The organism is Mycobacterium sp. SMC-11 (assembly GCF_046250095.1).
GTDB classification, from domain to species: Bacteria; Actinomycetota; Actinomycetes; order Mycobacteriales; family Mycobacteriaceae; genus Mycobacterium; species Mycobacterium heraklionense_A.
On sequence record NZ_CP176430.1, the window covers coordinates 2328052 to 2353819 of the forward strand.

Annotated in this window: 24 protein-coding genes and 4 pseudogenes; 12 read left to right on the top strand and 16 right to left on the bottom strand. The window is 62.9% G+C overall.

Going from position 1 to position 25768, the window contains the following annotated elements:
• Positions 1 to 261 precede the first annotated feature (261 nt).
• The 6 genes from ACKY0X_RS10895 to ACKY0X_RS10920 all read right to left on the bottom strand — a co-directional run bounded on the left by ACKY0X_RS10895 (position 262) and on the right by ACKY0X_RS10920 (position 2823).
• Entirely contained in the window at positions 262 to 390 is a 129-nt protein-coding gene (locus ACKY0X_RS10895; RefSeq protein WP_301122577.1) for a hypothetical protein, read from the bottom strand.
• A gap of 400 nt (positions 391 to 790) precedes the next feature.
• The gene (locus ACKY0X_RS10900) at positions 791 to 1075 is read right to left on the bottom strand and encodes a hypothetical protein (protein WP_301122576.1); all 285 of its coding nucleotides are present in this window, start codon (positions 1073 to 1075) and stop codon (positions 791 to 793) included.
• A 118-nt stretch (positions 1076 to 1193) separates the two neighbouring features.
• Positions 1194 to 1520, bottom strand: coding sequence for a hypothetical protein (locus tag ACKY0X_RS10905; protein ID WP_301122575.1), 327 nt, complete (start codon positions 1518 to 1520; stop codon positions 1194 to 1196).
• 111 nt (positions 1521 to 1631) lie between these two features.
• Positions 1632 to 2099: a hypothetical protein gene (locus tag ACKY0X_RS10910; protein ID WP_409429428.1), complete on the bottom strand. Its 468-nt coding sequence runs from the start codon at positions 2097 to 2099 to the stop codon at positions 1632 to 1634.
• Between the two features lie 22 nt (positions 2100 to 2121).
• Positions 2122 to 2544 (bottom strand): type II toxin-antitoxin system VapC family toxin, encoded by a 423-nt coding sequence (locus ACKY0X_RS10915; RefSeq protein ID WP_301122574.1) that lies wholly within the window; start codon positions 2542 to 2544, stop codon positions 2122 to 2124.
• A gap of 3 nt (positions 2545 to 2547) precedes the next feature.
• Positions 2548 to 2823, bottom strand: coding sequence for a type II toxin-antitoxin system Phd/YefM family antitoxin (locus tag ACKY0X_RS10920; protein ID WP_301122573.1), 276 nt, complete (start codon positions 2821 to 2823; stop codon positions 2548 to 2550).
• Between the two features lie 139 nt (positions 2824 to 2962).
• Here ACKY0X_RS10920 and ACKY0X_RS10925 point away from each other — a divergent pair, with 139 nt between their 5' ends.
• Positions 2963 to 3334 carry a hypothetical protein gene (locus ACKY0X_RS10925; RefSeq protein WP_301122572.1) on the top strand — a complete coding sequence of 124 codons (372 nt, stop codon included), beginning with the start codon at positions 2963 to 2965 and terminating at the stop codon, positions 3332 to 3334.
• Positions 3335 to 3640: 306 nt separating this feature from the next.
• Here the strand turns inward: ACKY0X_RS10925 and ACKY0X_RS10930 are convergent, their stop codons facing one another.
• Complete coding sequence (locus ACKY0X_RS10930; protein ID WP_409429429.1) at positions 3641 to 4171, bottom strand: helix-turn-helix domain-containing protein; 531 nt, start codon at positions 4169 to 4171, stop codon at positions 3641 to 3643.
• A gap of 131 nt (positions 4172 to 4302) precedes the next feature.
• Here ACKY0X_RS10930 and ACKY0X_RS10935 point away from each other — a divergent pair, with 131 nt between their 5' ends.
• The 4 genes from ACKY0X_RS10935 to ACKY0X_RS10950 all read left to right on the top strand — a co-directional run bounded on the left by ACKY0X_RS10935 (position 4303) and on the right by ACKY0X_RS10950 (position 9018).
• The gene (locus ACKY0X_RS10935) at positions 4303 to 5703 is read left to right on the top strand and encodes an alpha/beta hydrolase domain-containing protein (protein ID WP_079628259.1); all 1401 of its coding nucleotides are present in this window, start codon (positions 4303 to 4305) and stop codon (positions 5701 to 5703) included.
• Positions 5704 to 5708: 5 nt separating this feature from the next.
• A complete protein-coding gene (locus tag ACKY0X_RS10940) occupies positions 5709 to 6422 on the top strand; it encodes an SDR family NAD(P)-dependent oxidoreductase (RefSeq protein ID WP_237159701.1) in 714 nt (237 codons plus the stop codon).
• Between the two features lie 708 nt (positions 6423 to 7130).
• Complete coding sequence (locus ACKY0X_RS10945) at positions 7131 to 7568, top strand: nuclear transport factor 2 family protein (protein WP_308208623.1); 438 nt, start codon at positions 7131 to 7133, stop codon at positions 7566 to 7568.
• Between the two features lie 4 nt (positions 7569 to 7572).
• Positions 7573 to 9018, top strand: a complete 1446-nt coding sequence (locus ACKY0X_RS10950) for an NAD(P)-dependent oxidoreductase (RefSeq protein WP_079628257.1) — start codon at positions 7573 to 7575, stop codon at positions 9016 to 9018.
• Positions 9019 to 9421: 403 nt separating this feature from the next.
• Here ACKY0X_RS10950 and ACKY0X_RS10955 read toward each other — a convergent pair.
• Positions 9422 to 11011: pseudogene (locus ACKY0X_RS10955) on the bottom strand (AMP-binding protein).
• 576 nt (positions 11012 to 11587) lie between these two features.
• Here ACKY0X_RS10955 and ACKY0X_RS10960 point away from each other — a divergent pair.
• A complete protein-coding gene (locus ACKY0X_RS10960; RefSeq protein ID WP_409429430.1) occupies positions 11588 to 13918 on the top strand; it encodes an ATP-binding protein in 2331 nt (776 codons plus the stop codon).
• A gap of 12 nt (positions 13919 to 13930) precedes the next feature.
• Here ACKY0X_RS10960 and ACKY0X_RS10965 read toward each other — a convergent pair whose 3' ends face one another.
• The 3 genes from ACKY0X_RS10965 to ACKY0X_RS10975 all read right to left on the bottom strand — a co-directional run bounded on the left by ACKY0X_RS10965 (position 13931) and on the right by ACKY0X_RS10975 (position 16533).
• Positions 13931 to 14083, bottom strand: coding sequence for a ferredoxin (locus tag ACKY0X_RS10965; RefSeq protein ID WP_301122570.1), 153 nt, complete (start codon positions 14081 to 14083; stop codon positions 13931 to 13933).
• On the bottom strand, positions 14080 to 15285 hold the full coding sequence (locus ACKY0X_RS10970; protein WP_409429431.1) for a cytochrome P450: 1206 nt from the start codon (positions 15283 to 15285) through the stop codon (positions 14080 to 14082). The genes ACKY0X_RS10965 and ACKY0X_RS10970 overlap by 4 nt, the downstream gene beginning before the upstream one ends.
• 81 nt (positions 15286 to 15366) lie before the next feature.
• Positions 15367 to 16533, bottom strand: a complete 1167-nt coding sequence (locus ACKY0X_RS10975) for a serine hydrolase (protein ID WP_079628254.1) — start codon at positions 16531 to 16533, stop codon at positions 15367 to 15369.
• A 277-nt stretch (positions 16534 to 16810) separates the two neighbouring features.
• Here ACKY0X_RS10975 and ACKY0X_RS10980 point away from each other — a divergent pair.
• A pseudogene (locus ACKY0X_RS10980) lies at positions 16811 to 17242 on the top strand (acyl-CoA dehydrogenase C-terminal domain-containing protein); the annotation flags it as partial.
• Positions 17243 to 17716: 474 nt separating this feature from the next.
• Here ACKY0X_RS10980 and ACKY0X_RS10985 read toward each other — a convergent pair.
• Both ACKY0X_RS10985 and ACKY0X_RS10990 read right to left on the bottom strand, forming a co-directional pair.
• Positions 17717 to 18052 (bottom strand): annotated as a pseudogene (locus ACKY0X_RS10985) (amidohydrolase family protein); the annotation flags it as partial.
• Positions 17973 to 18242, bottom strand: a complete 270-nt coding sequence (locus ACKY0X_RS10990) for a hypothetical protein (RefSeq protein ID WP_221883426.1) — start codon at positions 18240 to 18242, stop codon at positions 17973 to 17975. The pseudogene ACKY0X_RS10985 and the gene ACKY0X_RS10990, both read right to left, overlap by 80 nt.
• 133 nt (positions 18243 to 18375) lie before the next feature.
• On the opposite strand from ACKY0X_RS10990, the gene ACKY0X_RS10995 reads away from it, so the two are divergent.
• Together ACKY0X_RS10995 and ACKY0X_RS11000 are read left to right on the top strand one after the other, a co-directional pair.
• Positions 18376 to 18738, top strand: a complete 363-nt coding sequence (locus ACKY0X_RS10995; RefSeq protein ID WP_301122567.1) for a hypothetical protein — start codon at positions 18376 to 18378, stop codon at positions 18736 to 18738.
• Positions 18696 to 18998 carry a hypothetical protein gene (locus ACKY0X_RS11000; protein ID WP_301122566.1) on the top strand — a complete coding sequence of 101 codons (303 nt, stop codon included), beginning with the start codon at positions 18696 to 18698 and terminating at the stop codon, positions 18996 to 18998. The genes ACKY0X_RS10995 and ACKY0X_RS11000 overlap by 43 nt, the downstream gene beginning before the upstream one ends.
• Before the next feature lie 430 nt (positions 18999 to 19428).
• Here the strand turns inward: ACKY0X_RS11000 and ACKY0X_RS11005 are convergent, their stop codons facing one another.
• From ACKY0X_RS11005 to ACKY0X_RS11015, 3 genes and pseudogenes are all read right to left on the bottom strand, one after another.
• Entirely contained in the window at positions 19429 to 22791 is a 3363-nt protein-coding gene (locus tag ACKY0X_RS11005) for a glycosyl hydrolase (protein WP_221883425.1), read from the bottom strand.
• A 213-nt stretch (positions 22792 to 23004) separates the two neighbouring features.
• A pseudogene (locus ACKY0X_RS11010) lies at positions 23005 to 23199 on the bottom strand (hypothetical protein); the annotation flags it as partial.
• A 27-nt stretch (positions 23200 to 23226) separates the two neighbouring features.
• Complete coding sequence (locus ACKY0X_RS11015; protein ID WP_079628245.1) at positions 23227 to 23430, bottom strand: amidohydrolase family protein; 204 nt, start codon at positions 23428 to 23430, stop codon at positions 23227 to 23229.
• A gap of 510 nt (positions 23431 to 23940) precedes the next feature.
• On the opposite strand from ACKY0X_RS11015, the gene ACKY0X_RS11020 reads away from it, so the two are divergent.
• From ACKY0X_RS11020 to ACKY0X_RS11030, 3 genes are all read left to right on the top strand, one after another.
• The gene (locus tag ACKY0X_RS11020; protein ID WP_409429432.1) at positions 23941 to 24735 is read left to right on the top strand and encodes an SDR family NAD(P)-dependent oxidoreductase; all 795 of its coding nucleotides are present in this window, start codon (positions 23941 to 23943) and stop codon (positions 24733 to 24735) included.
• Positions 24736 to 24768: 33 nt separating this feature from the next.
• Positions 24769 to 25104: a carboxymuconolactone decarboxylase family protein gene (locus tag ACKY0X_RS11025; protein ID WP_301122563.1), complete on the top strand. Its 336-nt coding sequence runs from the start codon at positions 24769 to 24771 to the stop codon at positions 25102 to 25104.
• Between the two features lie 70 nt (positions 25105 to 25174).
• On the top strand, positions 25175 to 25741 hold the full coding sequence (locus tag ACKY0X_RS11030) for an OsmC family protein (protein ID WP_079628243.1): 567 nt from the start codon (positions 25175 to 25177) through the stop codon (positions 25739 to 25741).
• Positions 25742 to 25768: the final 27 nt, after the last annotated feature.

The window sequence follows — 25768 nt, forward strand, 5'->3', positions numbered from 1 at the left end:
ACCCCTACGAAATCTTGGGTTCGGGTGAGTCGATACCCAACACCCTGATTCGCAACCGGCCCCGGACGTCGTCTCGGACGTCCACCGTGTCGCCATCGACAGCCCTCAGGACAGTCGCGGTGGGGGAGTAGGTCGGTTCGGCAGGGGAGTGCGCAATTGGTGTGGCGGCGAACGCCCCAACGGCGGCAGCCGCGGTGCACACGGCCCGCCCAAGCACTCTCCTTACCGACTTAGCCTTGCGCCGCCGAGCGCCAACGACACTCACTCGTCGAACCAGTCGTCGGGCACGTCATCGAGGGGAATGAGCAGCGTGACGTTCGATCCGTCGGCTTGGCGGTGTGACAGCCCGATCGCGACGAACAGGATTGCGCGGCCGTCATCGTCGGGCATTCGTGCCCAGTGTGTGTCCGCGCTGTCCCAGACAGGCGCACAGCGGTCGCATTCTCCGCGGCCATGGGCCAGGTGGGGCAAGGAAACACACCAGTAGTCTCCGCGCTCGTCGGGTCCCCACCAGGGGAGGCTCAACCACCCAAGACCCGGCGGCGAGAAATCGGGAATCGAGCCGAGCAGAACGGGCGCTTGTTCTGGGTTCAGCGGGTGCGGATGCAGCGTCGTAGGCAACTGCGGCGCCGTGAACGGAACCGGCTCATTGCGGGCGTTACGTCTGGCCCCAGGAACCCACAAAGGCCCTCCGCTATGAAGCAGATGCACGATGAGGTCGTGATAATCGTCAGGGGTCATAAGGGACTGTGCCGACACGTTCTGGCTCTCCTAGCTTGTTGCGCCTGCTCTAGTCCAGCGGATCATCGCTAGCTCGAACTACAAAGGTGACTTCGTCGCCGCCGGCGACCATCGCCAAACCTGCCAGCGTGATGCTCGCGGCCTGGCCGGCAGCGCGGTGGGGGACTGCAATCGACCCAGAGCCCTCGACCACGGCCAGGCCGCCGGCCTCAGGGATATTCCACAGTGCACCCTCGGCCTCAGTGAGGCTCTCGTAACCCGATCCGGACAGCGTCTGGCCGTTGATCGTGATTGACCACCAGTCGTCACCCGAACCCCCTGATGCGACAGTCACTGTCGCCGGTATGTCCGATGCGGCCTGGGGACTGGGCGCCTCATTCAACGCAGTTGGTTGTGAGCTCATGGTCGAATCATGCTCCGCACATCCGACACGTTGCCTGAATGCCGAATGGTCATTTCGACCGCCGCCGTTGTACGCGCCCCAGCGCCACCTCGAAGTAATCTGCGTCATCAGTGAAGGTTTTGGCAGCCTGGTAGAACTTCCATTCGGGTGTATGCGAATTCGCGTGGCTAACCTCCCCGTTGGGGAGCAGGTCGAACCCGGGCGGCACCAGCAAGTCGTCAAACTGCACGGATGCCAACTTCCTGAGCACCGCCCGCATAGCTTCGAGATCTTGTTCCGACAGATCAGCGCGTTCCACGAGCATGGCCAGCGCACTAGTCTCACGCTCGACGATCTCGCGGGAACTCTGCTCCGTCGGGACGTCATACCGGCTCATCGAATCTCCCCTCGATTGCGGGTGCTGGCGTCACCAATTGGTGACGCCGGGAATCTGCGGGCGGTCGTTCACGCCCATAGCGTGCCTGTCGCATCTGACAAGTCGTGGCGTCTACTCCCACTCGTAGGCGCTCAGTGGAAGATCGATCAGCGTCGACCACTTGCCCGATCCAGCGGTTGACGTGATACGAACCTGTGTCGCCGGATCGCCCTGCCGATCGACGTGGAGTCGCCACGTTGCCTTCCCCCCAAGCTCAAGGCCACCGGGAGCGCCCTCGTCGGAGCTCTCAAGATGGAGGCCCGCAGTGCGGTCAGTGTGAGTCAAAACTCCCAATCGAACGCTGTCCAAGGGGGTGTCTGAGACGAGCGGAACAGCGACCGTCCATGAAGTGCCTTCGCCCTCAGTCATTTCGGGCTCACCCCATGCGGGTGTCCGGAGAGAGTGGATTTGGCACAGCGCGAGTTCGGCCTGCTTGCGGACGTGCTTGATCGACCGCTGCGCAACGACGAAGGCCCCAACTGTCCCAACCGCAGAAACGATCGCCACGATCAACGCGATAACGGCCACGGCGTTCACCACTTCCTCATCCGTAGTTCGTGGACTACTCCGCTGGACCGCTGGCTGATGTTCCCGGTGCCGCGACGGGGATCCCGAGGTCAGCGGCGACCCGGCGGAGTCGGTGATCGTAGGCGACGAGCGCGGTCAAAGGCGCTGCGGCCGAAGCGGTTTGGGCCGTGGCCAGGTGTATCGCGTCCAGCGACCTCAGTTTGTCGTCAGGGTAGGCAGCGGCGGTCGCCCGCACCACGCTGTCGATCTCGAATCGGTCCAGACGATCCAACACCGCAGGGACCGCTGACAACCCCTCGGGAGCTACCGCGCGGATCGCCCGCGGCAGCTCCACATCCGTCAGCGCAGAGGTAATCCATGGAACGTCCACTCGATCATCGAGCCAATCCGCCAGATCTTGAGACTCGGCCTCATCTCGGATGAGCTTCACCAGCGCGGAGGTGTCCAAGTAGATCACGCGTTAGTACCGTTCCTCGGTCCGCAACCGTGCCAGTAGCGCGCCGGCGTCCTCGTCGCCTTCACGCATCGGCACGATGGGACGAGGCGCAAGCCCCCGGGATCGCGCCGGCGTCACTCTGCCAGCGGTGATCAACCCATCGAGGGGGCCTGGCTCCGCCGGAACGATGCGAGCGACAACTACGCCACGGTCAGTCAGGATGATCTCCTCACCCTGCTTGACCCGGGCCAGCACCTTCGACGTCTCCTGATTGAGCATGCGGATGGATACTTCACTCACCCCGCCAATGTACTACAAATACGTTCTACACGTCGCGATGACATTCCCGCCCCCCTAGGTTGGACAGGCTCAACGCCGATCCGTGTCGCCGGTAGGGGATAGGCTTGTTCCACCTTCGGAACAAAGCTAAGGGCAGCGCATGACCGACACCATCGGCGACGAGGAAATGATCCGACAAAGGCTGATGCTGATGCGCGAGCTGCTCGACAAAGCGGAGTCGACGCTTGCCGACGACTTCGGCGCCACAATGTCCGATCCGGAAGCCCGGCGGGGGAATGCGGCGGCGATCCGAGCCGACTACCTCGCAAAGTTGCAGCGCCTGTCGGGCTGGGCTCTGCGCGACGCGGTAACTGACGGCCTGCAACACGGCATGACCTGGCGCTGGATGGCAACAGCATGTCAACTGCCGGTCGGAACACTGCACCGGCAGTACCACGCTGGCGGCCGGATCGTTGTGCGCGACAATGTCATCCAGGAGCTGGATTACACAGATCCGCAACAGGTTTCGTAGAACTTCGACCACCCTCAAACCGTCGGGTTCGCCCCGGGGCAACTGCTGGACTTGTCCACAACCATGCTACGGAACTCTGGCAATTCTCTGAGATTGTAAAATTTGTCCGGTCTCAATTGATCTGGCAGGGAACACCTTTGGATATGCCAGTCTTGCGAGACGGCGAGAGCTGCGTTTATTTCAATTATTGTGGCATTTCCGTTAATGAACAGGTTCGTGGTGGTTCAGCAGCGTGCAGGCGCGTGACTTCAACCGGCTGTCGCGAGCTTTCGCCAATCGCGGAACTCTCCAAGGATCTCGATAATCTCAGCCAGCGACCGGCCGGTCTCGTCCGGGCTGTGTGACCCGCTTAAGGGTCCGTTGGACGGCGGCCTGCACCTTCTCAGCGGAAATAGCATCCAATCCCGTGGCGACACGCAGGTATGGTTCGAATAGTCGCCAACTGATCTGAAGCGCAATGGCATTGGCGGCCGCTAGGCGGGCGTCGAGCTCGTCGTCCCAGATATCGGTTAGTTCCCGGATCAGGATCTCAGTTCCAGGGAACCGGGTCTGTAGTTTCTCGGCGGGGTATCCGTCAAGCATGGTGCGTGCCACCACCAATGAGTGCCGGTTCACGGCAGCTTCGAACGCCGCCGTTCTCGTACCATTCTCGATCAGGGTTACCAGCTCGTTGGCAAGGCGGTCTAGGACCGCGGCTACGAGTGATTCCTTGGTCCCGAAATGCCGGAACACCAAACCGTAGGTCACGCCGGCGCGCGCTGCGACATCACGTAGCGAGGTTCTGGCTGGTCCGCGCTCCGCGAACAGCTCAGCTGCAGCGTCCAAGATCGCCGGCACGACTGCTGGACCGGTCGGGCGTCTGGTCGGTGACGGAGTCGACATTGCAGGGTTTGGAGCCATATGGCTACAGTAGTGGACGCCAGGTGTGGCCATGTGGCTACATCGTTGGTCATGGAAGGGGCGTCCACATGCGAGCACACAACGGCCTGGATCCCATCGCCGACTCCGGGGCGGTACCGCGCCCATCGCTGCAGGGCCCCGTCACGGGCGGCGGGGGGCGTCCGTGGGCGGCGTCGATAGTGGACCTCGACCAGTATGGGTACACCGAGGCCGAGTACCTCGTATCCGGGAGTGCAACAGTGTTTGCGCCCCAACCTGGTTCGGCGATGGGGGTCGACGGACGCTGGCAGGCGATCGTGGGTGCGCGCCAGGATTACACGACACGGATCCTGGTACGCACGCCGACCGCCGAGCGGTTCAACGGAACCGTTGTCATCGAGTTCATGCAGGAGTACTTCGGCACCGAACGTGACACCAACTTCCGCTGGAATGCCGAAACGTTGCTGCGCGAGGGTTTCGCGTGGGTGGGTGCGTCACTGCATCACGAGGGCATCGACGCACCAGGGGGCATGTCGGTGACGATCGGTGACATGACGGTCCCCGCTGGCCCGGCGTTGACCCAGTGGGATGCGGATCGCTATGGCACACTTGCCTTTCCGCACTCCGATCTGTGCTACGACGTGCTCTCGCAAATCGCGGTGGCGGTAGGGCCCACCCACGCGAAGTCGGCGGTGGACCCGCTCGCGGGGCTCATGGTTCAGCGGGTGCTGGCGGTCGGCAACACGATCGCCGCCGCGCGCTTGCAGCATTACATCAATGCCGTGCAGCCGCTGCACCGCGTATTCGCCGGTTTCTACCTGCAGGACCTCAACGATGCTGGAATTGCGTTGTCCGATAACGCCCCTACCCCGGCGGACTGCTGGGTTCGCACGGACGTCGACGTACCGGTCATGGTGCTCAACACCATGACCGCCGCCGTCAAGGCCGTGCACCAACCAGAGGGCCCCATGCTGCGGTTCTGGGAACCCGCAGGCAGTTCGCACACCACCGGCCCTTACATGGTCCGGGTGGCGGAGGCCAACCAGCGCGACCTCGGCGTCGACAGCGGCATCTGCCCGCCGGAGATCGCGAATACGCTACCTGTCCAGTACATCTCGGGCGCAGCGTTGGTCGCACTGCACCGATGGGCAGCTGAAGGCGTAGCGGCGCCGAGCTTCCCGCGGCTCTCTCGCACAGGCCAGCCGCCGAGCGCTCACGAAGATACCGACGAACACGGCAATGCACTGGGCGGCCTGCGAAACCCGTGGGTCGACGTACCCATTGCCCGATACGACTGGCGCGGCGACTGTCTGGGGGGCGCCGGCCGCACGTACCCATTCACCGCCAAACAACTCACCGCGCTCTACGGCGAGCCATCCACCTATCACCGCCAATTCGAAACTGCAGTGCGCGACGCCCAGACGCGGGGCGTACTGCTGGCCGATGACGCCACCGACGCGGTCTCGACCGCCAGAAAGATCACCTGGTGACCACCATGACACTACAAGGAAAGCGAGTCTTTGTTACCGGCGCGGCATCCGGAATCGGCGCGGCCACCGTCGAACTCTTCCGCGCCCAGGGCGCTGAGGTCGTCGGCGTGGACATCACCGAGGTTGAGGGGCTGTTGGCGTGCGACGTCAGCGACCCGGAGTCGGTGCAATGTGCCATCGATCAGGCTGTCGCCCAACTCGGCGGTCTCGATATCGTCGCCAACGTCGCCGGCGTGGGTGGCATGACACCGCTGGCCGAGATGCCGCTGGCGCACTGGGAGAAAGTGATGGGGGTCAACGTGACCGGCCCCATGCTGGTGACCAAAGCCGCGTTGCCGCACCTCGCCGCGAGCAAGGGCAACGTCGTGAGCGTCGCGTCCATCTCCGGGATCCAGGGGCAGCCGTACATGTCGGCTTACTGCGCATCGAAAGCAGCACTCCTGCATTTCATGAAGTCCATCGCAGTCGAATTGGCCCCGCAGCACGTCCGGGTCAACTGTGTGTGCCCCGGCGGGGTGGGGCAGCTGCCTGAAGTCGCTGACGCGGAACAGATCGTGCCGGCAGGTGTGGATCCGGCGTTATTCACCCGGCTGAATCCGGTGCTGCCCGGTGTCATAGAGCCGGCCGATATCGCCGATGCACTGGCCTATCTCGCGTCGGACGCTGCCCGGTCGATCACTGGTGCCGCCTTGCTCGTCGACCGCGGCACGCTCTGGTAATGCCGGATTCGCCGACCGTCGTCGTCCCCGATCCCGCAGGAGCGCCGACAGTCCTGGATAGAAGACCTCGTCGTCACGCTTGCGGCGGGCCAGTTCGGCACCGCGATCAACACGGTTTCACTCGTCCTTTTGTGTCGTTTCCGCTGGCTGCCCGCAGTCACGCCGGGTGCGAAGACGTGGACCTTGGGGCTCTTGACCGGTGTGCATGCACTCGTGTCAAGGGTGGTAACGCCGGTGTTCGGCGTGCTGAGCGACCGCGGTGCAGGTCCCCGCTTCGGGATGCGCCGACCGTTCATCCTGGCCGGTTCGCTACGGGCATGGTGATCACGGGCCTGTCCACCGGCATGCTCATGCCCGTCCAAGGTGCGTTGATCGTCGATGTCCTGCCCCGGGCAAGGCCACGAGTCCGGCAAGTACATGGCGCTCACCGGCCTGTCCGACTCCATCCCGAGGTCGATCGGACCGGTGCTCGCACCGGGGGTGATCGCGCTCGGGGCGCTGACCACGAATCGGCGGCTGCAATGCGACGTATTTGGTTGGCGGCGCGCAGGCGGTCATCGGCGGCTTTCTGATTCGGCTGGCCAAGGGCAGCTTCTGACACGGCGCAGGTGAAAACTTGGGCGCGCATCCCGGTCAATGGACAACGCGCACTGGGGCACGGGCGAAGTCGGCAGAATCAACGGCAAAAATTGAAGGGAAACGATCTAGGTGATACCCGAGGGCGAGAACACGATCCACGCCGAACGAGCAATTGAACGTGAGCTGATTCGGTTCGCGCGCGCTATGGATGACCACGATTGGGAGCTGCTTTCCCAGATCCTCACCGAGGACGCCGTGGGCGAACTCGGTACGGGTCGGCTCGAAGGCAGCGCGGCCATCATCGCGCTGATCCGAGGATTTCTGGAGAACTGCGGTGTGACCCAGCACCTACTCGGCAACGTCATCGTCGATGTGAACGGCAACCGGGCGACCAGCCGCGCATACGTTCAGGACCTGCATCTGTCACATAGCGACCCGGACCTGACGTTCCACACCCTCGGCGACTACCACGACACATGGGAGCGCCGCAACGGTCGGTGGCGGCTGGTCGAACGCATCAAGGACAACCGCGGCACTGTCGGATCTCTCGACGTGTTCGCCAGCTGACCTCATGGCCAACAAACGCACTCGGGTGTTCCTCACCGGCGCCACCGGGAACTGGGGCCAGTTCGTTCTCCGCGAGTTCGGTGATCGATTGGACAGGTTCGACATCGTGGCCTTGGTGTTGCCCACCAAGAATGACACGGCCGCAATACGTCATTACGACGACATGCCGAACCTAGAGGTGCGGTTCGGCGACCTGACCGACTATTCGGTGGTCGAATCCTGCGTAGCAGGGGCCGATTTCGTTGTGCACCTGGGTGGCATCGTGTCGCCCGCCGGTGACGACGACCCGGCGCTCGCACACCGTGTCAACGTCGGCAGCATGGACAACATTGTCCGCGCAGTGAAGGCCCAGTCGAACCCGTCAGGCATCGGCGTCATCGGCATCGGGACCGTCGCCGAGACCGGAGACCGCAACCCGCCGCACCATTGGGGCCGAATCGGCGATCCACTGCGGCCCGCGCATTTCGACGGCTACGGGCAGAGCAAGATCGTCGCCGAAAAGGCGCTGGTCGACTCCGGCCTGCCGAAGTGGGTCTGGTTACGCCAGACCGGCATCTTCCACCCGGGCATCCTGGAGATCCGCGACCCGATCATGACGCATTCCCCGTTCGAGGGCGTCATGGAATGGGTCTCAGCGGAGGACTCGGCACGACTCATAGCGAACATCTGCGAAGACAACGTGCCCCCACATTTCTGGCGCGACATGTACAACATCGGCGGTGGCGATGGGTGGCGACTGACCAACTGGGAACTCCAGACCCGGATGACCGCCGCGTTCGGACTCAAGGATGTCCGTAAATGGTATGACCGGAACTGGTTCGCCACGCGCAACTTCCACGGCCAGTGGTACACCGATTCCGACGATCTGGAAAAGCTCGTTCCGTTCCGCAACGACACGTTTGACGACGCGCTAACTCATGCGGTCGCAGCCAAACCGCAGATGAAGCTCGCTGGAATGATGCCGTCATGGATTGTGAAGAACTTCATCCTCAAGCCCATCACCAGCAAACCGCGCGGCACGATGGCGTTCATCCGCGACGGAGACGAAGCGCGGATTAATGCCTTCTTCGGCTCACGCCGCGAGTTCGAGCAGATCGGGGACTGGAGCACCTTCGCGGCACCGATGCCCGACCGCACACCCTCACTGCTCGACCACGGTTACGACGAATCCAAAGAGCCGGCCGAGTGGACGGACGCAGACTACGCCGCGGCCGCAGACTTCCGCGGCGGCCAGTTGCTTTCCACCGACGTGATAACCGGAGACATCGCCACACCCTTGGCATGGAGGTGCGGGACCGGGCACGAGTTCGAGGGTAGCCCCAGGTTGATCCTGCGCGGCGGCCACTGGTGCCCGGAATGCGTGAAGGACACCGCTGGCTACCGGGCCCAAACCCAGCGCAATCACTTCCTCGCGCAGCTGGACACCGCGCCCTCGACTACCCGCACTTGATGACTCCGTCGGCGCCGTGGTCTTTGCAGGACGCGTGGTCGGGAGGTTCGTGAGCCGATTGAACACTGGGTGGATCGCTCGGCGGAGAGCCCGCGCGGTTGCATTGTCGTGGCCAACTGAATCGCCGGCTGCATCAGCCTCAACTGGCCGTTACAACGGTCACATGACACTGCAGCCCGACCTTGACGATGTTCGGCATATCGAAGCTGGCGCCGCACCAACCAGGTTCGCCCGCGGATGGCATTGCCTTGGCTTTGACAGGCATACGCGCTGGGTCAAGCCGATTCGCTATGAATCAGTGAACTCACCGGTAACCCCGCGATCGAGAATCAGCCCGTCAATCCACAGGGCTCCGGCCACCCTTGACGAGCCACGGTCAAAGACGCTTGACGCCGGAGTTTGGTCAGCTCACACAAGGATGCCGCAACTTTCTGCGGAGTGTTTTCCCAGCAGCCGACTTCGGGACTGTGTCGATGAACTCAACTCGCCTGATTTCTTGAACGAGGGAAACGCGTTCCGCGACGAAACACATGACCATTGCCTTCGTCGAGTTTCGTCCCCGGCTGTTTGACCACGAACGCCTTGGGCACTTCCTCGCCGTCGTCGTCGAGCACGCCGATCACTGCGACATCGGCGATGTCGGGATGGGTGAGCAGCAGCGCTTCGAGTTCGGCTGGTGGCACCTGGTACCCCTTGTACTTGGCCAACTCCTCCACGCGGTCGATCACGCTCACCACGCCTTCGGAATCGACGGTGGCAATGTCGCCGGTGTACAGGTAGCCGTCGGCGCCGATGGGTTGTGCGGTGGCTTCGTCGTTGCCGAGATAGCCGAGCATGACATTCGGTCCCGAGCACCAGAGCTCGCCGGGTGCGCTCACGCCCTCCGATGGCTGCTCGATCTCGATACCGGTGTGAGGGTCGACAAGCTTGCATTCCATATTGGAGACGGTGAATCCGACCGTGTTCAGGGGTAGGTCGCTTCGGTCGAACGGGATGATGTGGCTCACCGGACTCATCTCGGACATGCCGTAACCCTGCCGGACCTGGCAACCGAGCCGGCGGGCCACTGCCTGGCCCAGTTCGTTGTCCAACGGTGCCGCCCCCGAGCAGACGGTGTGTATCGACGTCAGATCGAACTCCTCGACCAGCGGGTGCTTTGCCAACGCGATCTCGACCGGTGGGGCGATGAATATGAACGTGCACCGGTGCGAAGAGACAATGTGCAGGAATTCGCGGAGATCAAACTTGGGCATCGTCACCAGCGCTGCGCGTCGATGCAGCGCTGCATTGAGCAGAACCGTCATGCCGTATATGTGGAAGAACGGCAGAACCGCGAGAATTCTGTCTTGCGAGCGCATCCCCATCGGTGCTCTGGTCTGACAGATGTTGGCCACCAGGTTGCGATGGGTGAGCATGACCCCCTTCGGGTTTCCCGTGGTTCCGGAGGAGTAGGGAAGCGCTGCGAGCTGCTGCGCGGCATCGAACGCTATCTCTGGGGCGGGTCTGCCCTCGGCGAGCAGACTCCGTAGTGATGCGAAGCCCTCGGCGTCGTCGAGCACGATGATGTTGCGGCGAGGCATGCCTCCTGCGGCCGTTGCAGCTTCCGCTTGTGGCAACAACGACGAGTAGGTGAATAGGAATCTCGCGGCGGAATCGGTCAGTTGCCTTGCGATATCGGCGGTCGTATATACAACGCATTGATGGTGGTGGCCACGCCTCCTGCCCGCAGCATCGCATGGAAGGCCACGGCGAAAGCCGGCATGTTCGGCGCATGCAGACCAACAACTTCCCCCAACGACAGGCCGCGGGAGACGAGGGCGCCGGCGACGCCGTTGACCGCCGCCACCAATTCCCGGTAGGTCAGGGCCTCGCCGGAAGTGCCGTCGATCAATGCTGGTGCGGCGTCATGCGCCGAGTCGAAATCGCGGAACAGAAAGTCATACACGCTGACGTTCGGAATGCTGACGGTGGGAAATGGGCTGGTGAAGCTCAAGGCTCTCCTCGAAGAAGTGCGCTGTTGCACGGCAACTTTGGAGCGGCGAGGCGCAGACCACCGCAGTGGCATCGCCACAGTCAAGGGTGCCCCGCGGCCGCGATCGTGGTCGTGGTCGTGGTCGTGGTCGTGGTCGTGGTCGTGGTCGCAGCAATGCTGCCAGGCGAACCTCCCAGAGGCGACGTCCGGGCGGTCCACAATGCACGCCGCCCCGATGTGGTCCCATCGACCATCAACCGGAGGACAGGTGGAATGTTCGATGCGGCGGCGGCGCCCACTCCGCTCGCTCCCGTCGGCGCGCGAGAGGAGACGAGTAGCCCGGGATTCCCAGCAGGCAGGCGTGGTTGGGCGCGGCGCTCATCGAAATCGCGGACCACGGACGCGGCCTACTGTGCACCCTGAACCGAGGCGAGCCAGTTGAGGCGAGGGAACCCCGAATACGCGGCCATGACCGCGGCGGGCAACCAAGCGGCGTAACCGAAGCTTCCAAATTCCCGGGCAGCAGACCGAGCCGGCGCCCACCGCATCGCGCTACCACGATCTGTATTGGTGGTCATACCGGGTGCGATATCGTCAGTGACGCACAAAGGAGTGGTCCTGATCCGGCAAAACTATGCGCCCACGACGATGACCAGTTTCATCGGCCGTCGTCGTGAAAAGGAAGAAGCACGACGCCTGCTGCAGCGATCCAGGCTGGTGACGGTGCTCGGTCCCGGCGGCGTCGGAAAGACACGTCTCGCTGAACAGATTGCACTGCAGACCGAGCGAGCGTTCCGTGATTCGGTGTTCTTCATCGACCTGGCTGCGGTGCGTGACCCGGAGTCACTACCTGCGTCTGCGGCGGCGGCTCTTGGCCTCGCCGACCTTGCCGCCGGCACGGCGATCGACAACATTACTGATGCGTTGCGCAACCGACAGAGCTTGTTGGTGATTGATAACTGCGAACATCTCATCGACACAGTCGGGGACTTCGTCACCACCGTGCTGTCCGCTGCTCCGATGGTGCGAGTTCTCGCCACATCGCGGGAACCGCTGCGGGTCGGCGGCGAGTTCACGTACATGCTGCCCCCAATGAGTCTGCCGGCGAAAACCGATGCCAACGAGCCAGGCGACCTCGCCGAGTCCGAGGCCGTCGCCCTGTTCGTTGAACGGGGGCAGGCTGTCGTCCCAGATTTTCAGATAGGTGCAGCGAACGCTGACTCGATCGCCCAACTGTGCATTCAACTCGATGGCATGCCGCTCGCGATAGAGCTGGCGGCTGCCAGGCTGCGAGCGCTTTCTCCGCTGCAACTCATTCAATGTCTCCAACATCGATTCAGCCTGCTTGCGGGAGGCGACCGTGGAGCAAGGCCGCGACAACAGACTCTCCGAGCGGTCGTCGACTGGAGCTTCGACCTGTGTTCGAGCAACGAACGTGCGCTTTGGGCCAGGCTCGCGGTATTTCCCGGGAGTTTCGACCTTGCGGCGGCGGAAGCCGTGTGCGGATACGGCGATATTCCGCCTGAGCAGATCATCGATCTCCTCGAGAGCCTGGTGGCGAAATCCCTTGTCATCGTCGATCGCTCCAGCGAACAACTCCGATACTCGCAGCTGTTCACTCTCAGGGAATACGGGCGCGAACTCCTCGACGCGACCGGCGACGGTTGCGCCTTTCGGCGTCGGCACCGCGACCACTACCTCGCTCGGTCCGAGCGGAGCGTTGAATCCAAGAATTGGTTCAGCCCAACGCAATCCGACCTGCCGGCGTGGTGGCGGATGGATCACCACAACTTGATCGCCGCACTGGATTGGTCTCTAGCCACCGAGAATGAGATCAGCGCCGCGGGCCGCCTTGTCGTCGCGCTCCGCTACCATTGGGTGTCTGACGGAAGCCTGCACGACGCGCGAATTCGCGTCGATGGGTTACTGGCGGAACTGCCAGTCGCGACTCGCGTACGCGGTGATGTGTTGTGGGTCGCTGCATGGATTGCGCTGTTGCAGGGGGACCGCGACGGCGCTGGGATGCTTCTGTCCGAATGCTCTAACATCGCAAGTGAACTGAGCGACGCGGTCCTGCAGGCGCACCACGATCATTGGGCCGCGCTGCTCGAGTTGTTTTGCGGAAACACAACCGAAGCCATCGACCTCTATGAACGTGCGATCGGTGGCTATCGGTCCACGGGCGAGTCGGCCGAGATCTCAAACGCGTTGTTCCAACTCGCGATCGCGCAGATCTACGCCGGCCGAGCCGACGCGGCGTTGCAATCGTGCAATGACTTGGTTCAGCTGGCCGACACGCAGCACGAGCGGTGGAACAAGGGTTATGCGTTGTGGGTGTCGAGCGTCGCATATTTCCACCTTGGGCTTACGGATTCTGCAGTTGCAGCGGCGAAGGACGCGCTCGGAATTCAACTCGCTTTCCAGGACAAGATTTGCACGGCGCTGGCGATTGAAGTTCTCGCGTGGACGGCGGAGGCCGTGGGTAACGTCACCGGGTCGGCGCGTCTGTTCGGGACTGCAAGATTCGTCTGGGCGGGGCTCGGGACGTCGGTGGGCGCGTTTGGCCCGGGAATCACCGGCGACAGCCAGCGAGCTCATCAGCGGGTGCGGAAGTCGCTCGGGGACAAAACCTATGAGAGCCTGTCATCCCAGCCGCCGGGCTTGACTCTCGGCCGGGCCATACATCTCGCCCTGGGAGACGAGTCCATCGCAGAGGACCCCGACAGTAGTTCGTCGCCCCTGCCGCTGACCCCACGCGAGATGGAGGTGGCGACGTTGATCGCCGGCGGGTTGCGAAATCGCCAGATTGCGGCGCAGCTCGTGATCTCTCCGCGGACGGTCGACGGTCACGTCGAGCGCATCCTCAACAAACTGAATATGCGGTCCCGGGCGCAGCTTGGAGCCTGGGTGCAGGAACACTCACCGTGAGAGCCGCAGGCGCTAGATGAGTTTCAGCGCGGCAACCGGGCAACCCAGAGTCGCGGACTTGACGTCCGCTGCGTCGCCGTCGTCGTCCACGGAGAAGACGGTTGGCGCGATTGCTTCACACATAGCGTGACCTTCACAGCGATTACGATCAACGTCAACCCTCATCGCTCGTCATTTCCGGTCAGGAGCACTGGTACCGCTTGTACCCGCCTGATCAGCGCCCCTTCACATTTCACCCACGCGGCGCCGGGCGCTAGTGTCATGTTGGGATATCTGTCGAGAAGCGTTGAGAGCGCGAACCGGGCCTCGATTCGGGCCAGGGGCGCACCGATGCAGGCGTGGATGCCGCGTCCGAAGGACAGGTGCCCGGACGCGTTGGGTCGGTCGACACGGTACGTGCGAGAGTCGTTGCCCCACCGTTCTTCATCATGGTTGGTGGACTGAATATCCAGGTAGACTTTCTTGCCGGCGGGGATCGGGCAGGAGCCGACAGTAGTGTCTTCGACCACCGAACGCACCATGAATTGGCCGGGCGCGTCCATGCGCAAGGACTCCTCGATGGCATTGGGCAGTGCGGACCGATCGAGCAGTACTGCCTCCCATTGGTCACGCTTATCCAGCAGGCGGAACAGACAATTGGCGAGCAGGCCACGCGTGGTGTCAGTTGCCGCCAAGACGAGTTGAAAGATGTGCAGTATGACCGCGGGGGCAGGCATATCTGTTTCGCTTGTTTCAGCGAAACACAGATTATCCAGCACATCTTCGTGGCGATTGCTCGGCGATGACCGTCGCTCTTGGACTAGCCTGCCGAGATAGTCTCTCAGAGAGATGAACTCGGGAAGTTCATGGGCCGGTTCGGGGAGCCTCGCGACGACCACGTCCGACCATCGTTGAATCTGATTCCAGTCGGATTCGGGTATCCCGATCATGGCGTAGAGAATTCTCGCCGGTATGAAAATGAAGTACTCCGCGTACAGGTCAACAACACCGGCTTTTGGGAGTCCCGCGATGCAGTCCTCAACGATCTCTTTGACTTTCGGTGCAAGCTTGCGCAACCGTGCAGGCGACAGGTCCTTCAAGAGCCGAGCCCGCAGTGCTGTGTGGTCGGGCGGGTCGGCCAGCGTAATGACAGTTGCCGGTAGCTGTACGTCCTCGGAGCCTACGGAGAAGTTCCCGCGATTGGAAAAGTGCGTCGTATCCTCGAAGATCTGGCGAACTGCGGCATCGGAGTGAACGGTGTAGAGAATGTCGCTGACATGACCTACCGGGCGTCCTTTCCGAGATGCCGCCATGAGACCGTCCGGGTCGGCGAGGTGCGCCGGATTCAGCGGGTCGAAATACTGAGGTGTCCCTGTGAAGCCAGCCATGTCTGCGTCCTTTCCTGAAAACGTTTGTGCGTGAGGTCGATTGAGAGCATTGACGTCTACGATGGCCGCGTTGTGAGCGGCTCACTCAATAACGGCGGACTGCACTAGGTCTGCATAACGTTGGTGCCTCTCCCAGCTGTAGGAGTCCTCGATCAGACCGGCTGACAGAAACACGTAGGTGAGTTCACGCTCCGGATCGACCCAGAAGCAGTTCGATCCGGTTCCGATCCCACCGAAAGTCCCCGCGGATGACAGCTGGCCGAATGCATGTGAGGTGATGCCGGTTCCGCGCACGTAGAAGCCCGGCGAGAGGTTTGCGGGAATCGCGGGCCAGCCCCGCATGTTCTGCGCGTAGTCCCACAGGCTGTTGGTCAGATCGCCGGTCGCGATGGTGGTGCCGAATCGCAAGATAGCAGGGCTCAAGATCCGCTTCCCGTCGAGCTCGCCGCCACGGCGGCATGCCTCTGCAAAGCGGAACCAGTCATGGGCAGTGGTGTAGGCGCTGCCCGACGGGACCTCGAGTCCGACAGTGGCCGCGACCTTCCCGGCACCCATGAGCAGTTCAGGGGACAACAGTTGATGACTGGGATCCTTGACCGCAATCGGAACAACGCGGTCGAGCTGATCCTCGCGCAGTCCGAAGCCGAGCGATGTGTCGACCATCCCGAGAGGCTCGATCAGATCTTCTTTGAGGATTCGACCGAAGGAGCGATGGCCGCCGTCGAGTCGGCGCACGATCTCGGCGAGGACACTGTGCCCGACCACCGCTGCGTAGCTGATCGACGTCCCCGGCACCGATTGCGGGACGAAACCAGACACGATGGCTGTCACGGCAGCAATGTCGCCGATCAGCTCCGGCGGTATGCCGGGGGCACCGAGCGGTAAGCCGGCCTTGTGGAGCAGCAGATCGGCGATGGTGGTGGCGCCCTTGCCATTGGCGGCATATTCGGGAATGAGATCGGCGACCTTCGTGGTGAAGGCGATCTGGCCATTGTCGATCCGCTGGAACACGGCCGCGGCCACCATCTGTTTGAAGATCGACATCGTGACGAACACCGAATCGCGTTGCGCCGGTCGATTCGCCGCGCGGTCGGCGTAGCCGACCGCCTCGTGAAGGACGATCTCTCCGCGACGCGCGACGAGCACCACCGCGCCGTCAAACTTGTCCGCATCGACGTCGGCTTGGATGGCTGCCGGCAGAAGCGCGATGCGCTCGGCGTCGACGCCAAGTGAAACGGTCGATGTCATGTTCGGTCGTGCTCCTTCGTGATTTTTGATCGGTCACTGCAGGGCTGGCGCTGGGAGCTTGGGGCGAAAGCCACCGTGTGCTCGTCGATCCGTGTCCAGGGCTCAAGGATCGCCCACCCGATCACTAGGGCGCAGGGGGTAAAACACCCCATGGGTACCTGGGTTTGCCATCGCAACGCCCGACGTGTTCACATGGCCGCGCGCGGAGGACGGCCCAGTCGGGGAGTGGAGGTCAGATTCGCGTTGCCGCGCGGCGTTCACTTCGGGCTCGTCTCGGTCACCGATCGCCAAGAGCTGGCCCGCACAGTGGTGCCTGGAGGCCAACAGCCTGGCCATCCAGGTGTACGGCGGCTACGGGTACACCAAGGAATTCGACGTGGAGCAGTACTACCGCGACAACCGGCTCAACGCGATCCACGAAGGACCCACGGCAATTCACGGCCTGGACCTGCTGGGCTACAAGGTCGTGATGCAGGACGGAGCCGGGCTCGCCCTGCTGATCGAGCGCATCAACGAGACCATCGACAAGGCATTGCAATCGGGTCATCCCGCGGCGTACGCCTGTGATCTTCGTCGGGCCGTGCAACGACTCGCCGACGTCACCGAAACACTGTGGAGAGCTGGCGACGTCGCCACCACGCTGGCCAATTCGACGATCTACCTCGAGGCCACCGGTCACGTCGTGATCGCATGGATGTGGCTCGATCGGTCGACAGGCGAACAGCAACGGAAACTGGTCCAGCCAGTCGTGGCGGTGCTGCACCTGGACGGCTGTCCAAAGCAATCCTCGCCACATGGGCTTCGACCAGGATCCGCCCATGGGCATCGTCGATGAACGACCTCCGTGGAACATCGCCGCACCCTGGGCGCGCCATAGCGGTTCGGAACCACCATTAACAGCCCGTTGACGACGGCCTGCCCCTACGATGGCGTTGCGCCACAGCGGAAGCGTGTAGAACTCAGAGTGATCGGGTTCGGATCCGATGACTGTCGGGTAGGCCAGCCGTTGCGTTCCGACCGGGAGTACGCGCGGGACGTCTCGGGGTGCCGCTGGTCGAAACACGTTGGCACCCACACTGGTCGCATCAGTCGCCGCCCGGCACTGGCCGTTTGGACGCTCGTGACGTAGCGCCCCGCCGGGAGGTTTCGTCGATCGATGATGCGGCCGTCTTTTGATCACCATGTGCACCGAGTTCACGTTGGTGATGTCGGCAAGTGGATCGGCCTTGAGCAGCACCAAATCGGCGATCTTGCTGGCTTCGACGGTGCCGAATTGGTCTAGTTTCCCATAGGCCGCTGCGATGCTTCGGGTACCCGCGAGAATCGCCTGCATGGGAGTCATTCCCTCCTGTACCACAGCTTTCATCCACAGCGCATGGTCCGGGCCCTGGGTGAAAGGTCTTTCTTGATAGACAGCTTCGCCTAGATCGCTGAGAACGTCACTGGATGTACATCCTGCGTCGGTGGCCCAGAAGAATTTGTGCCAGGGCCCCGATAAGAAGCCGTTCGTTGTCCGCATGGACGTATCCGCCGTAGCCGGCCCATAGGTCTGCCGTGCGTTCGAGTTGATGTTGATGGTCCGCGGTGACCGATTGCACCTCGCACCACAGGTTGCGGTCGATGATGCGGTCGAGCATCTCGTGGGGGATGGGCTGCTGGCCGGTCATCGTCGCGTGGATCAAGACGTCGGCGTCGATGTCGATAGCCATGTCGAGAGCGTGAAGTGACATGGTGTGGGTGAGGATCGGAACACCCGCTGCACGTGCTTCTTCGGCGATGAGCCGAAGTGTTTTCTCCGGAAAGGTCAGGTAGGGTCCTGTCGAATCCAACGGTGGAGACCAAGTGGTCGCTGACGGCGATCTTGAGCATGTCCACGCCGCGTTGCAAGTAGTCGCGCACGACGGCCTGCACCGTTTCGGCGGTCAGCCAACTGAGTTGCTGACCGACGCCCGCTTCGAAGAGGAGGTCGATCCGGTTGGCGAAGGTTGGACTGATGACTTGGCGCGCGGCACGGTGAAAGTCGGCGCTGAACGGCCCGCCCAACCCGATTATGTTGCCGGCACAGAACATCCGGGCTCCTTCGGCCGCGCCGCGGTTGATGCGATCGCGGGCCAACAGAACCGGCTCGAGGGCATTCCGGTGTCGAACACCATTGTCACCCCGTGTTTGAGAGCTATCTGGGCCGCTTCCTCGATGACGTGGTGATAGGCACCTTCATGTCGCGCGTGGTATTCGATCCCGCCGACGCCCATCATCATGATGCCGTCGAGAAGGTGCACATTGCCGTTCATCAAGCACAGGATGAGGTACGAGTCGGCGGCGTCGATGATGTCGGCGCCGTCGGGGATCTGTGTCGCCGCGTGCGCACCGACGGCGGTGAACTTCCGGTCAGCAATGATGACGACACTGTCGGGAACTGGCGAGTTGCCGTTGCCGTCGATCAGGACAGCGTCGATTACCGCTAATGGTGTATGCATGAGCTCCCGGTGACATCGTCGGGCCGAAAAGGGCGTGCGGTCTAACGCTATTGCGGCGAAGACATCGATCCGGCGACTTTGCCACACACTCGTTCAGCGATGATCCGAGCGAGTTCGGTCGGGTTCTGCGTCGGAAGCCAGTGTGTCCCGTCGAGGATTTCCAGGCGGTAATCGGCACGGGGGGTGCTGCTTTCGGAGATGTTCGGCACCCGGACTCGCTACACCGGAGCCTCGATGGGGTATCACCTTGCAGCACTTACTCGGAGCGGGATTCACGTCCTTGACTGCGAGCGTGCTATTGGCAGGCGACCGTGCGGCGCTCCGTTGGTGGCGCTGGCGGTGGCTGGCGTCCACCTGTCCAAGCCAGTGATTGCGGTTCTGCGCGGGACCGGAGGGGCCGGATCGAAGGTTCACATCGTTACTGCACCTCGATTGTCACCGGGCCGATGAGTCCGGCAGGCAAGAGGGGGGCGTCGGGGTCGTAGACTGGCGCGACGGTCCAGGTGACCTTCGGATTCTCGGGTTGCGCGTCGCCGATGAGCCTGTTGACCCACCGATTGGTCACCTTCACTTGCACATTGTTGGGACCCGAGGTGACTGCGTTGGTGATATCAGCGCGGTAGGGCTCATGCCAGATGGTTTGGACGAGTTGACCGTTGATGGTGACTTCGGCGATGTCGGCGGCCGCGCCCAGCGACAGGTAGATTCGCTGCCCTTCAGGTACAGATAGGTGCACGGTCTTGGCGTAGGTGGCGGTCCCGGAGAAATAGCGGATCTGGGGGTCAGGGTGCTCGGTGAGCGAACCTGTGGCGAGTTGGACGGCCGCTGGGGGCGCTCCCCGGCCGGTCTGGAAGGTCACGGTCCAGGATCCTTCGATGGGGGTCACTGTGGGTGTGGTGGGTTCGTCGATGGTGCGTGCCGTGGTGTCGGTGGGTTGCCTGAACACGATGAGAGCCGAGCCGTTGTCGGCGAAGGTGATCGGAATGATCGTTGTCTCGCCGTCTGTTCGGTACGACAGATCCCGCGTCGCGCCCGTCTCCGCGTCCCAGAGTTCGGGCGCCATGCCGGTGACGCGCAGAGCCACCTCCAGAGACTGCGGTCGTCCCGTGGAATTGGCCAGAAACCACAGATGTGTCCCGTCGCTGACGCGGTGCTGGAATCGCAGCATGTGAGCCGACCCACCGCCGACGACGTCGAGTTCGGGTACCACGCCCATGTCGGCGAGCGTGGTGTCCCCATCGCTGGCGGTGATGACCCGGCCCGCTGCCTGGCCCCCTGACCATACCTTGGCCGCCAGTCGGGTGAACTCGCCCTGGTGATCGCCGTAACTTGGTGTGCCGGTGGGCTTCTCGCCGATCACAGTAGCCCCCTGGCTGACCAGCTCGCAAATGCGGCGCAGGACCGCCAACGTCATCTGCTGTGAGGTACCGCCGAGTTGCAACACCCGGTACCGCATGCCGGACCGGGTGATCAGCGCTCCGTCCTCGACGGTGAACTCCGACAGCAACGCGTCGGCATTCACGAAATCATAGCCATGGCGGGTTGGAAGATCATCGAGTCGGCCGTCCTGCGCCAACGTCACCAGCGGCGCTTCCTCACCGTAGAAGTACGCGACGTCTGCCTGATATTGGCCCTGCGACATCATCGATGACAACCGCGCGATGTAGTCGGTCCAGGCTCTAGCCTGCTCGGCCCAGCTTTCGTGGCGGTTGAAATACTGCCCGAAGATCCACAGCGCCAGCCCCGGGGCCCGGTCGGAGAAGGGCTGGTGCACTGAGGAGTGAATGGACGGCCGGTTCACACCGAGGGCGATCTGAGTGTCGATGACGTGTTTGAGTTCGCGGGGGCTGGCCGCCCAGGGCTGGAGCATCGACGACATCGACTCAGCGCCAACGTGTGTCGCGCCGTACAGGTGGGCGGTCGAGGCAGCGCCCTTGATGTCGGCGACGTGGGAGGGATTGGGTTGCGCATCGACGGCGTAGGTCCACATCGCGCCCATCGGGACGTCCGTGTGCCGTCGCATGGCGATGTCGTCGCCGAGGATGGGCCTGCTGCCTGATTCGATGGCTTCACCGCAGACGGTCAGGCCGCGGTCGTGGGCCACGTCGGCAATCGCTCCGTAGTGGGCTTCGGCCAGCAGGTCGCTGATGGTGCGACGGAAGTCGTACAGGAAGCCGTCACTGGCTTCGGCGCTCCCGACGACGCGTCCGGTCAGGGCGGGCAGCATCGGGGTCGGGTCGTAACCGCGCCGCTTCTCGAACTGCTCAAGGATGTCCTCGGTCCAGTTCGAGAATCCGGCTTCGATGCTATCGCTGAGGATGGAGCTGACCTGTCCGCCACCGGCAGCACTCAGCACCAAATCGAGATACCGCTCCATGTAGGCGCGTACCCGTGGCGCGCTGAGCTTGTCGACCTCCAATCCTGTCGCCGCCGCCTCGGCGGGCCCGTTGCGGTGGCCTGTCAACGAGTACCCGATCCGAAGCACGCGCCACGCACCGTTCGGGGGCGTCCAGTCCAACCGGCCATCGGCCTGCATGTGCGCCGTCACGTCGACCACTTGGCCGGGGTCCACGGCGAAGTCGCCGTCGATGGGCGGCGTCGGTATCGCGTAATAGTCCAGGACAGAACTGAATCCGGCTTTCTCCTCGAATCGATTGACTCTCGGAGACGCGCCGAGCGCCATCTGGGAGAGCGGAATCGTCTCGGATGGCTCCTGGGTGGGAAGGCCAGGCTGGAGTAGAGCGCCGGGCGCCATGCCGGCCAGGCTTGCCGGCGGGCCCGACGGTGCGTCGGGTTGCAGCACGATACGGAAGCTGCGTCCGGTGATCGCGGGGAAGCTCGTGGTGTTCTGCGGGAAGGCGCCGACGGCGAGGGGGCCCACCCGACGGTAAGACTTACCGTCGTCGCTGACCTCGATTCGCGCCGGTATCGGTGTGGCACCGGTGACTGGCGGTGCGACCGGGGCCAAGGCCGCCGTCACCGACCGCACGGTCACGGGTTGGGCATAGTCGAAACGCAGCCACACGGGCGCCTCGTGGGTCGGCTGAGGCAGGTGGACGGCGGGCTCGAGCCTTCCATCGAACAACGGCGCGGCATCGATGGGACCGGAGGCGGTGGTCACCGTGGGTAACGGCAACGTCGGCTCACCGGCGGGCACCCGATAGGCGATCACGCGACTGTCGGCATAGAAATCTGGCAGCTCGGTCAACTTCTCTCCGGCGATCGTGACCGCCTCTTCTGCGGGCACCGTACCGAACGGGCCCGCGACGCTGGGTGGTTGCGGCAGAACGATCCGAATCCGCCCGCCCCCAACCACTTCGGTCTCGCTCCAGACGAGCTTCTTCATTGCGTCGGCGGTTTTCACAAACGGCGCCCCCGTTTGACTCCAGCCAGCAGAGGTCGCGACGCCGACGCTGATATCGGCTTCGTTGGCCTGTGTGACCGCGCCGGCGAACGCTCGCCGCCATTCCGGCGAGAGGAAGGTGACCGGTGGCCTGATGTGTCCATTGTTGTTCGGAACCGCACCGTTGAAAATCTGCACGCCGCCGATCCCGGCACGCTGCATCCACTCCAGGTCGAGCCCGAGGCCCTCGGGTGTGATCGCACCGTTGAGCCAGTGCCACCACACCAGCGGCCGCGCGGTCGCTGGCGGAACGGCAAACTGCTCGAGCAATGCCTGTGCGGTGGTGCCGGGCAACAGGCCGCGGCCACATGCCGCGATGGGCCCCACCTCCAGGCCCGCGAACGCGACCCCCCAGAGGAACGTCCGTCTCTTCATCATCGTCGGACCGGCCCCTTCGTTGCGCACCCGCTATGTGTAGCCGCTCGGCTACACTTTAGCGCCTCGCCAAGGCTAGCCACGTGGCTACGGCTGCGCAAGCGGCTCACTCTTCGCCACGCGATGTGGGTAGCTGCTGACCAACGAACCTGACTTGGTCAGCCGGAACCAACCTGCGTTTTGAGTGGGAGTCGGACCTGCCCCAGGGATGTTGGATTACGACCTGTCCGGGTTGCTCGGTAGATCGCAGTATGGCCCAGTGCTCGGCATGGCCAGTGCTCGGCCTCTGAAGGTGGTTCGCGTGGTGGCGGCGAACAACTCCTCGATGACTGGAGCCGCGGTGCCGAAGGCCAGGACGTCCGCGGGTCCGGTGACCACGAGTTCGATCGCTTCGTCGGCGAGCATTTCGACTGTTCCGTCGGCGCGGCTATCGAGACATCAATGTACGCCGGTATTCGTCACATCAATTAGGGTGATGTCGGCACGTTTGCCCGCCTTCAGCGAGTCGATCCGGTGTGCCATGCCGATGGCCTCCGCGCCGTCGATGGTAGACATCTCCAGCACTCGGTCGGCTGACATGACGGCCGGATCGCCGTACCGGCCCTTCTGGAGTAGAGCGGCCAACTTTATATCGCTGAGCATGTTGACAGGTCAATAGTTCGAGATGGGTCCCGGCGCTCGATCCCTGCAGTGGCGCCTGGAACGCGACGCTGACGCCGCCGCCCACGAACAAGGCTCTGTTCGACTCCATCGTCGCTGCAGCGCGCCTGTGTGGTCGCCAGCCTGCACCGACCGGAAGGTTATGCGCCGACTCAGGTGGGCTGACTGTCCACGCTGCGCGACTTGCCGAGGACACCCCGGTAGCACGAGGCACCACCAATCGGCGACCATTGCCTGCCTTTCAGCACCCTCGAAGCTGAAACGTGCACCGACGAAGGACTTTGCAGCCTCTGTCTTTCGGCGTCACCGCGAGAACCGCCGAAGTCGAAGTGATTGCGGCTTCCGGCCACTGGCTCGTCCGGCGGGCGTGGCATGCGCCCGGGATCGCGTCAGCTCAGGGGGTGAAAGTCCCCGTTTGAGCGGCCACCCTTGACGCCCCGGTCTTATCCGGATAACCTACCTACCATCTAATAGGTAGGGAAGGTGGCAGCGGTGAGTACTGGACAGTTTGAAGGTCGGAAGCTCTTGGTGATCGGAGGTACCAGCGGCATCGGCCTGGAGACCGCCCGAATGGTTGCGGCGCAGGGTGGTGCAGTCGTCGTCGTGGGCAACCGCCCGGAAAAGGCAGAGGCCGCACGCCAGGAGTTGGCGGCCATCGCGGGCGAGAGCAAGGCATTCGCGTTCACGGCCGACTTGTCGTTATTCGACACCGTCGAACCCCTGATTCAGAAGATCGAGAATGAGCACGGCGATGTCGACATGCTGGTGAATTCGGCCGGCATCTATTACCCCGTGTCATTTCTTGAGCACACGACGGCCGACTACGATGCATTCCTGAGTATCAACCGCTCCGTCTTCTTCATTACCCGGGCGGTCGCCGCCTCGCTGGTAGGCCGAAAGAAGCCCGGCTCAATTGTGAGCATCACTGCCACGGCGGCCAAACAGGCCATCGACACGGTGCCGGCGTCGGCGTATTCGATGGCCAAGATCGGGCTGGAGGCCATGACCAAGCATGTGGCAATGGAACTCGCGGAACACGGTATCCGGGTCAACGCGGTCGCGCCCGCGATCGTCGAAACCAAGATCTTCGAACGATTCATCCCCGGCGAAGAATTGGACAGCGCACTGCAGGAGTTCAACAGCATGCATCCGCTCGGTCGGAATGGAACACCCGGAGACGTGGCGGAGGCCATCGTATTTCTGTTGTCGGACAAGACTTCTTGGGTGACGGGGGCCGTGTGGGATGTCGACGGCGGAATGATGGCCGGACGGATGCTCGCCAAATAGCCTGCAACAACACAATCGTAGATAGGAGATCTGATGGTAGGTGAATGGCAAGACCGACTGAAGGCATTGGTGAAGAGCACCGGGCTGTTCAGGAAAGCGAATCCAGCAGTGGCAAAAGCCTTTCACGACTTGGAACTCGCCCCGCGAGAAGGCGATGTTCTCGACGCCAAGACGCATGAGCTGATTTCGTTGGCCGTGGCCGTCACCACCCGGTGCGATGGCTGTATCACCGCACACGCAGGTGCGGCGAAGAAGGCGGGCGCCAGTGAAACTGAAGTTGCGGCAGCACTGGGTACGGCAATCGCTCTCAACGCCGGCGCCGCTTACGTCCACTCGTCGCGCGCGCTCGAGGCATACCAGTCGTTGTGATCATCACACGCTCCAGTACCGCAGCACCGAGCACTCAACGGAAATCAACACTTCAACTTGGAGGACGACCATGAACGAACCAATCAACGGCATTGACGTCGCAGGTTTTCAGCAATTCGCCGAGAAGGTGCAACAAGACCCCGAGAATGCGCGCGCAAGGTTTTCCGTGCGTACCGAATGGAAAGGCCAGACGCGTAGCGTCGCCACGGTCAAGTCTTTTGACCTGATGGGTGAAACGTACGACCGGTACTTCACCATTGAAGCCGACGAGCCCCCCGAGCTTCTCGGCAACAACACTGCGCCGAACCCACAGGAACTGCTCATGGCAGCCCTGAACGCGTGCATGTCGGTCGGGTACGCTGCTGTCGCCGCCACGATGGGCGTTACCGTACGGTCTTTGGGCATCGAGACCACCGGCGAGTTGGACCTCCGTGGGTTCCTGGGTCTCGACGCCGATATCAACCCCGGCTACGACGAGGTTCACTACAAGGTCAGTATCGACGCCGACGGTACGGACGAGCAGATCGAGGAGATCCATCAGGCGGTCATGCGCACGTCCCCAAACTTCGCAAACTTCTCCAGGGCCATTCGAATGGTCCCTGAAGTCGTTGTCGTGAACTCGGACTCGAGCCGCTAACATCTGTTGACCAGCAAAATGGGGCGC

Excerpts from the sequence above, each read along its gene's own strand:
- ACKY0X_RS10895 (WP_301122577.1), bottom strand. The coding sequence starts at position 390 with ATGCCCGACGATGACGGCCGCGCAATCCTGTTCGTCGCGATCGGGCTG.
- ACKY0X_RS10905 (WP_301122575.1), bottom strand. The coding sequence starts at position 1,520 with ATGAGCCGGTATGACGTCCCGACGGAGCAGAGTTCCCGCGAGATCGTC.
- ACKY0X_RS10925 (WP_301122572.1), top strand. The coding sequence starts at position 2,963 with ATGACCGACACCATCGGCGACGAGGAAATGATCCGACAAAGGCTGATG.
- ACKY0X_RS10935 (WP_079628259.1), top strand. The coding sequence starts at position 4,303 with ATGCGAGCACACAACGGCCTGGATCCCATCGCCGACTCCGGGGCGGTA.
- ACKY0X_RS10940 (WP_237159701.1), top strand. The coding sequence starts at position 5,709 with ATGACACTACAAGGAAAGCGAGTCTTTGTTACCGGCGCGGCATCCGGA.
- ACKY0X_RS10950 (WP_079628257.1), top strand. The coding sequence starts at position 7,573 with ATGGCCAACAAACGCACTCGGGTGTTCCTCACCGGCGCCACCGGGAAC.
- ACKY0X_RS10965 (WP_301122570.1), bottom strand. The coding sequence starts at position 14,083 with ATGAGGGTTGACGTTGATCGTAATCGCTGTGAAGGTCACGCTATGTGT.
- ACKY0X_RS10970 (WP_409429431.1), bottom strand. The coding sequence starts at position 15,285 with ATGGCTGGCTTCACAGGGACACCTCAGTATTTCGACCCGCTGAATCCG.
- ACKY0X_RS10975 (WP_079628254.1), bottom strand. The coding sequence starts at position 16,533 with ATGACATCGACCGTTTCACTTGGCGTCGACGCCGAGCGCATCGCGCTT.
- ACKY0X_RS10990 (WP_221883426.1), bottom strand. The coding sequence starts at position 18,242 with ATGGCTATCGACATCGACGCCGACGTCTTGATCCACGCGACGATGACC.
- ACKY0X_RS11005 (WP_221883425.1), bottom strand. The coding sequence starts at position 22,791 with ATGATGAAGAGACGGACGTTCCTCTGGGGGGTCGCGTTCGCGGGCCTG.
- ACKY0X_RS11015 (WP_079628245.1), bottom strand. The coding sequence starts at position 23,430 with ATGCTCAGCGATATAAAGTTGGCCGCTCTACTCCAGAAGGGCCGGTAC.
- ACKY0X_RS11025 (WP_301122563.1), top strand. The coding sequence starts at position 24,769 with ATGGTAGGTGAATGGCAAGACCGACTGAAGGCATTGGTGAAGAGCACC.
- ACKY0X_RS11030 (WP_079628243.1), top strand. The coding sequence starts at position 25,175 with ATGAACGAACCAATCAACGGCATTGACGTCGCAGGTTTTCAGCAATTC.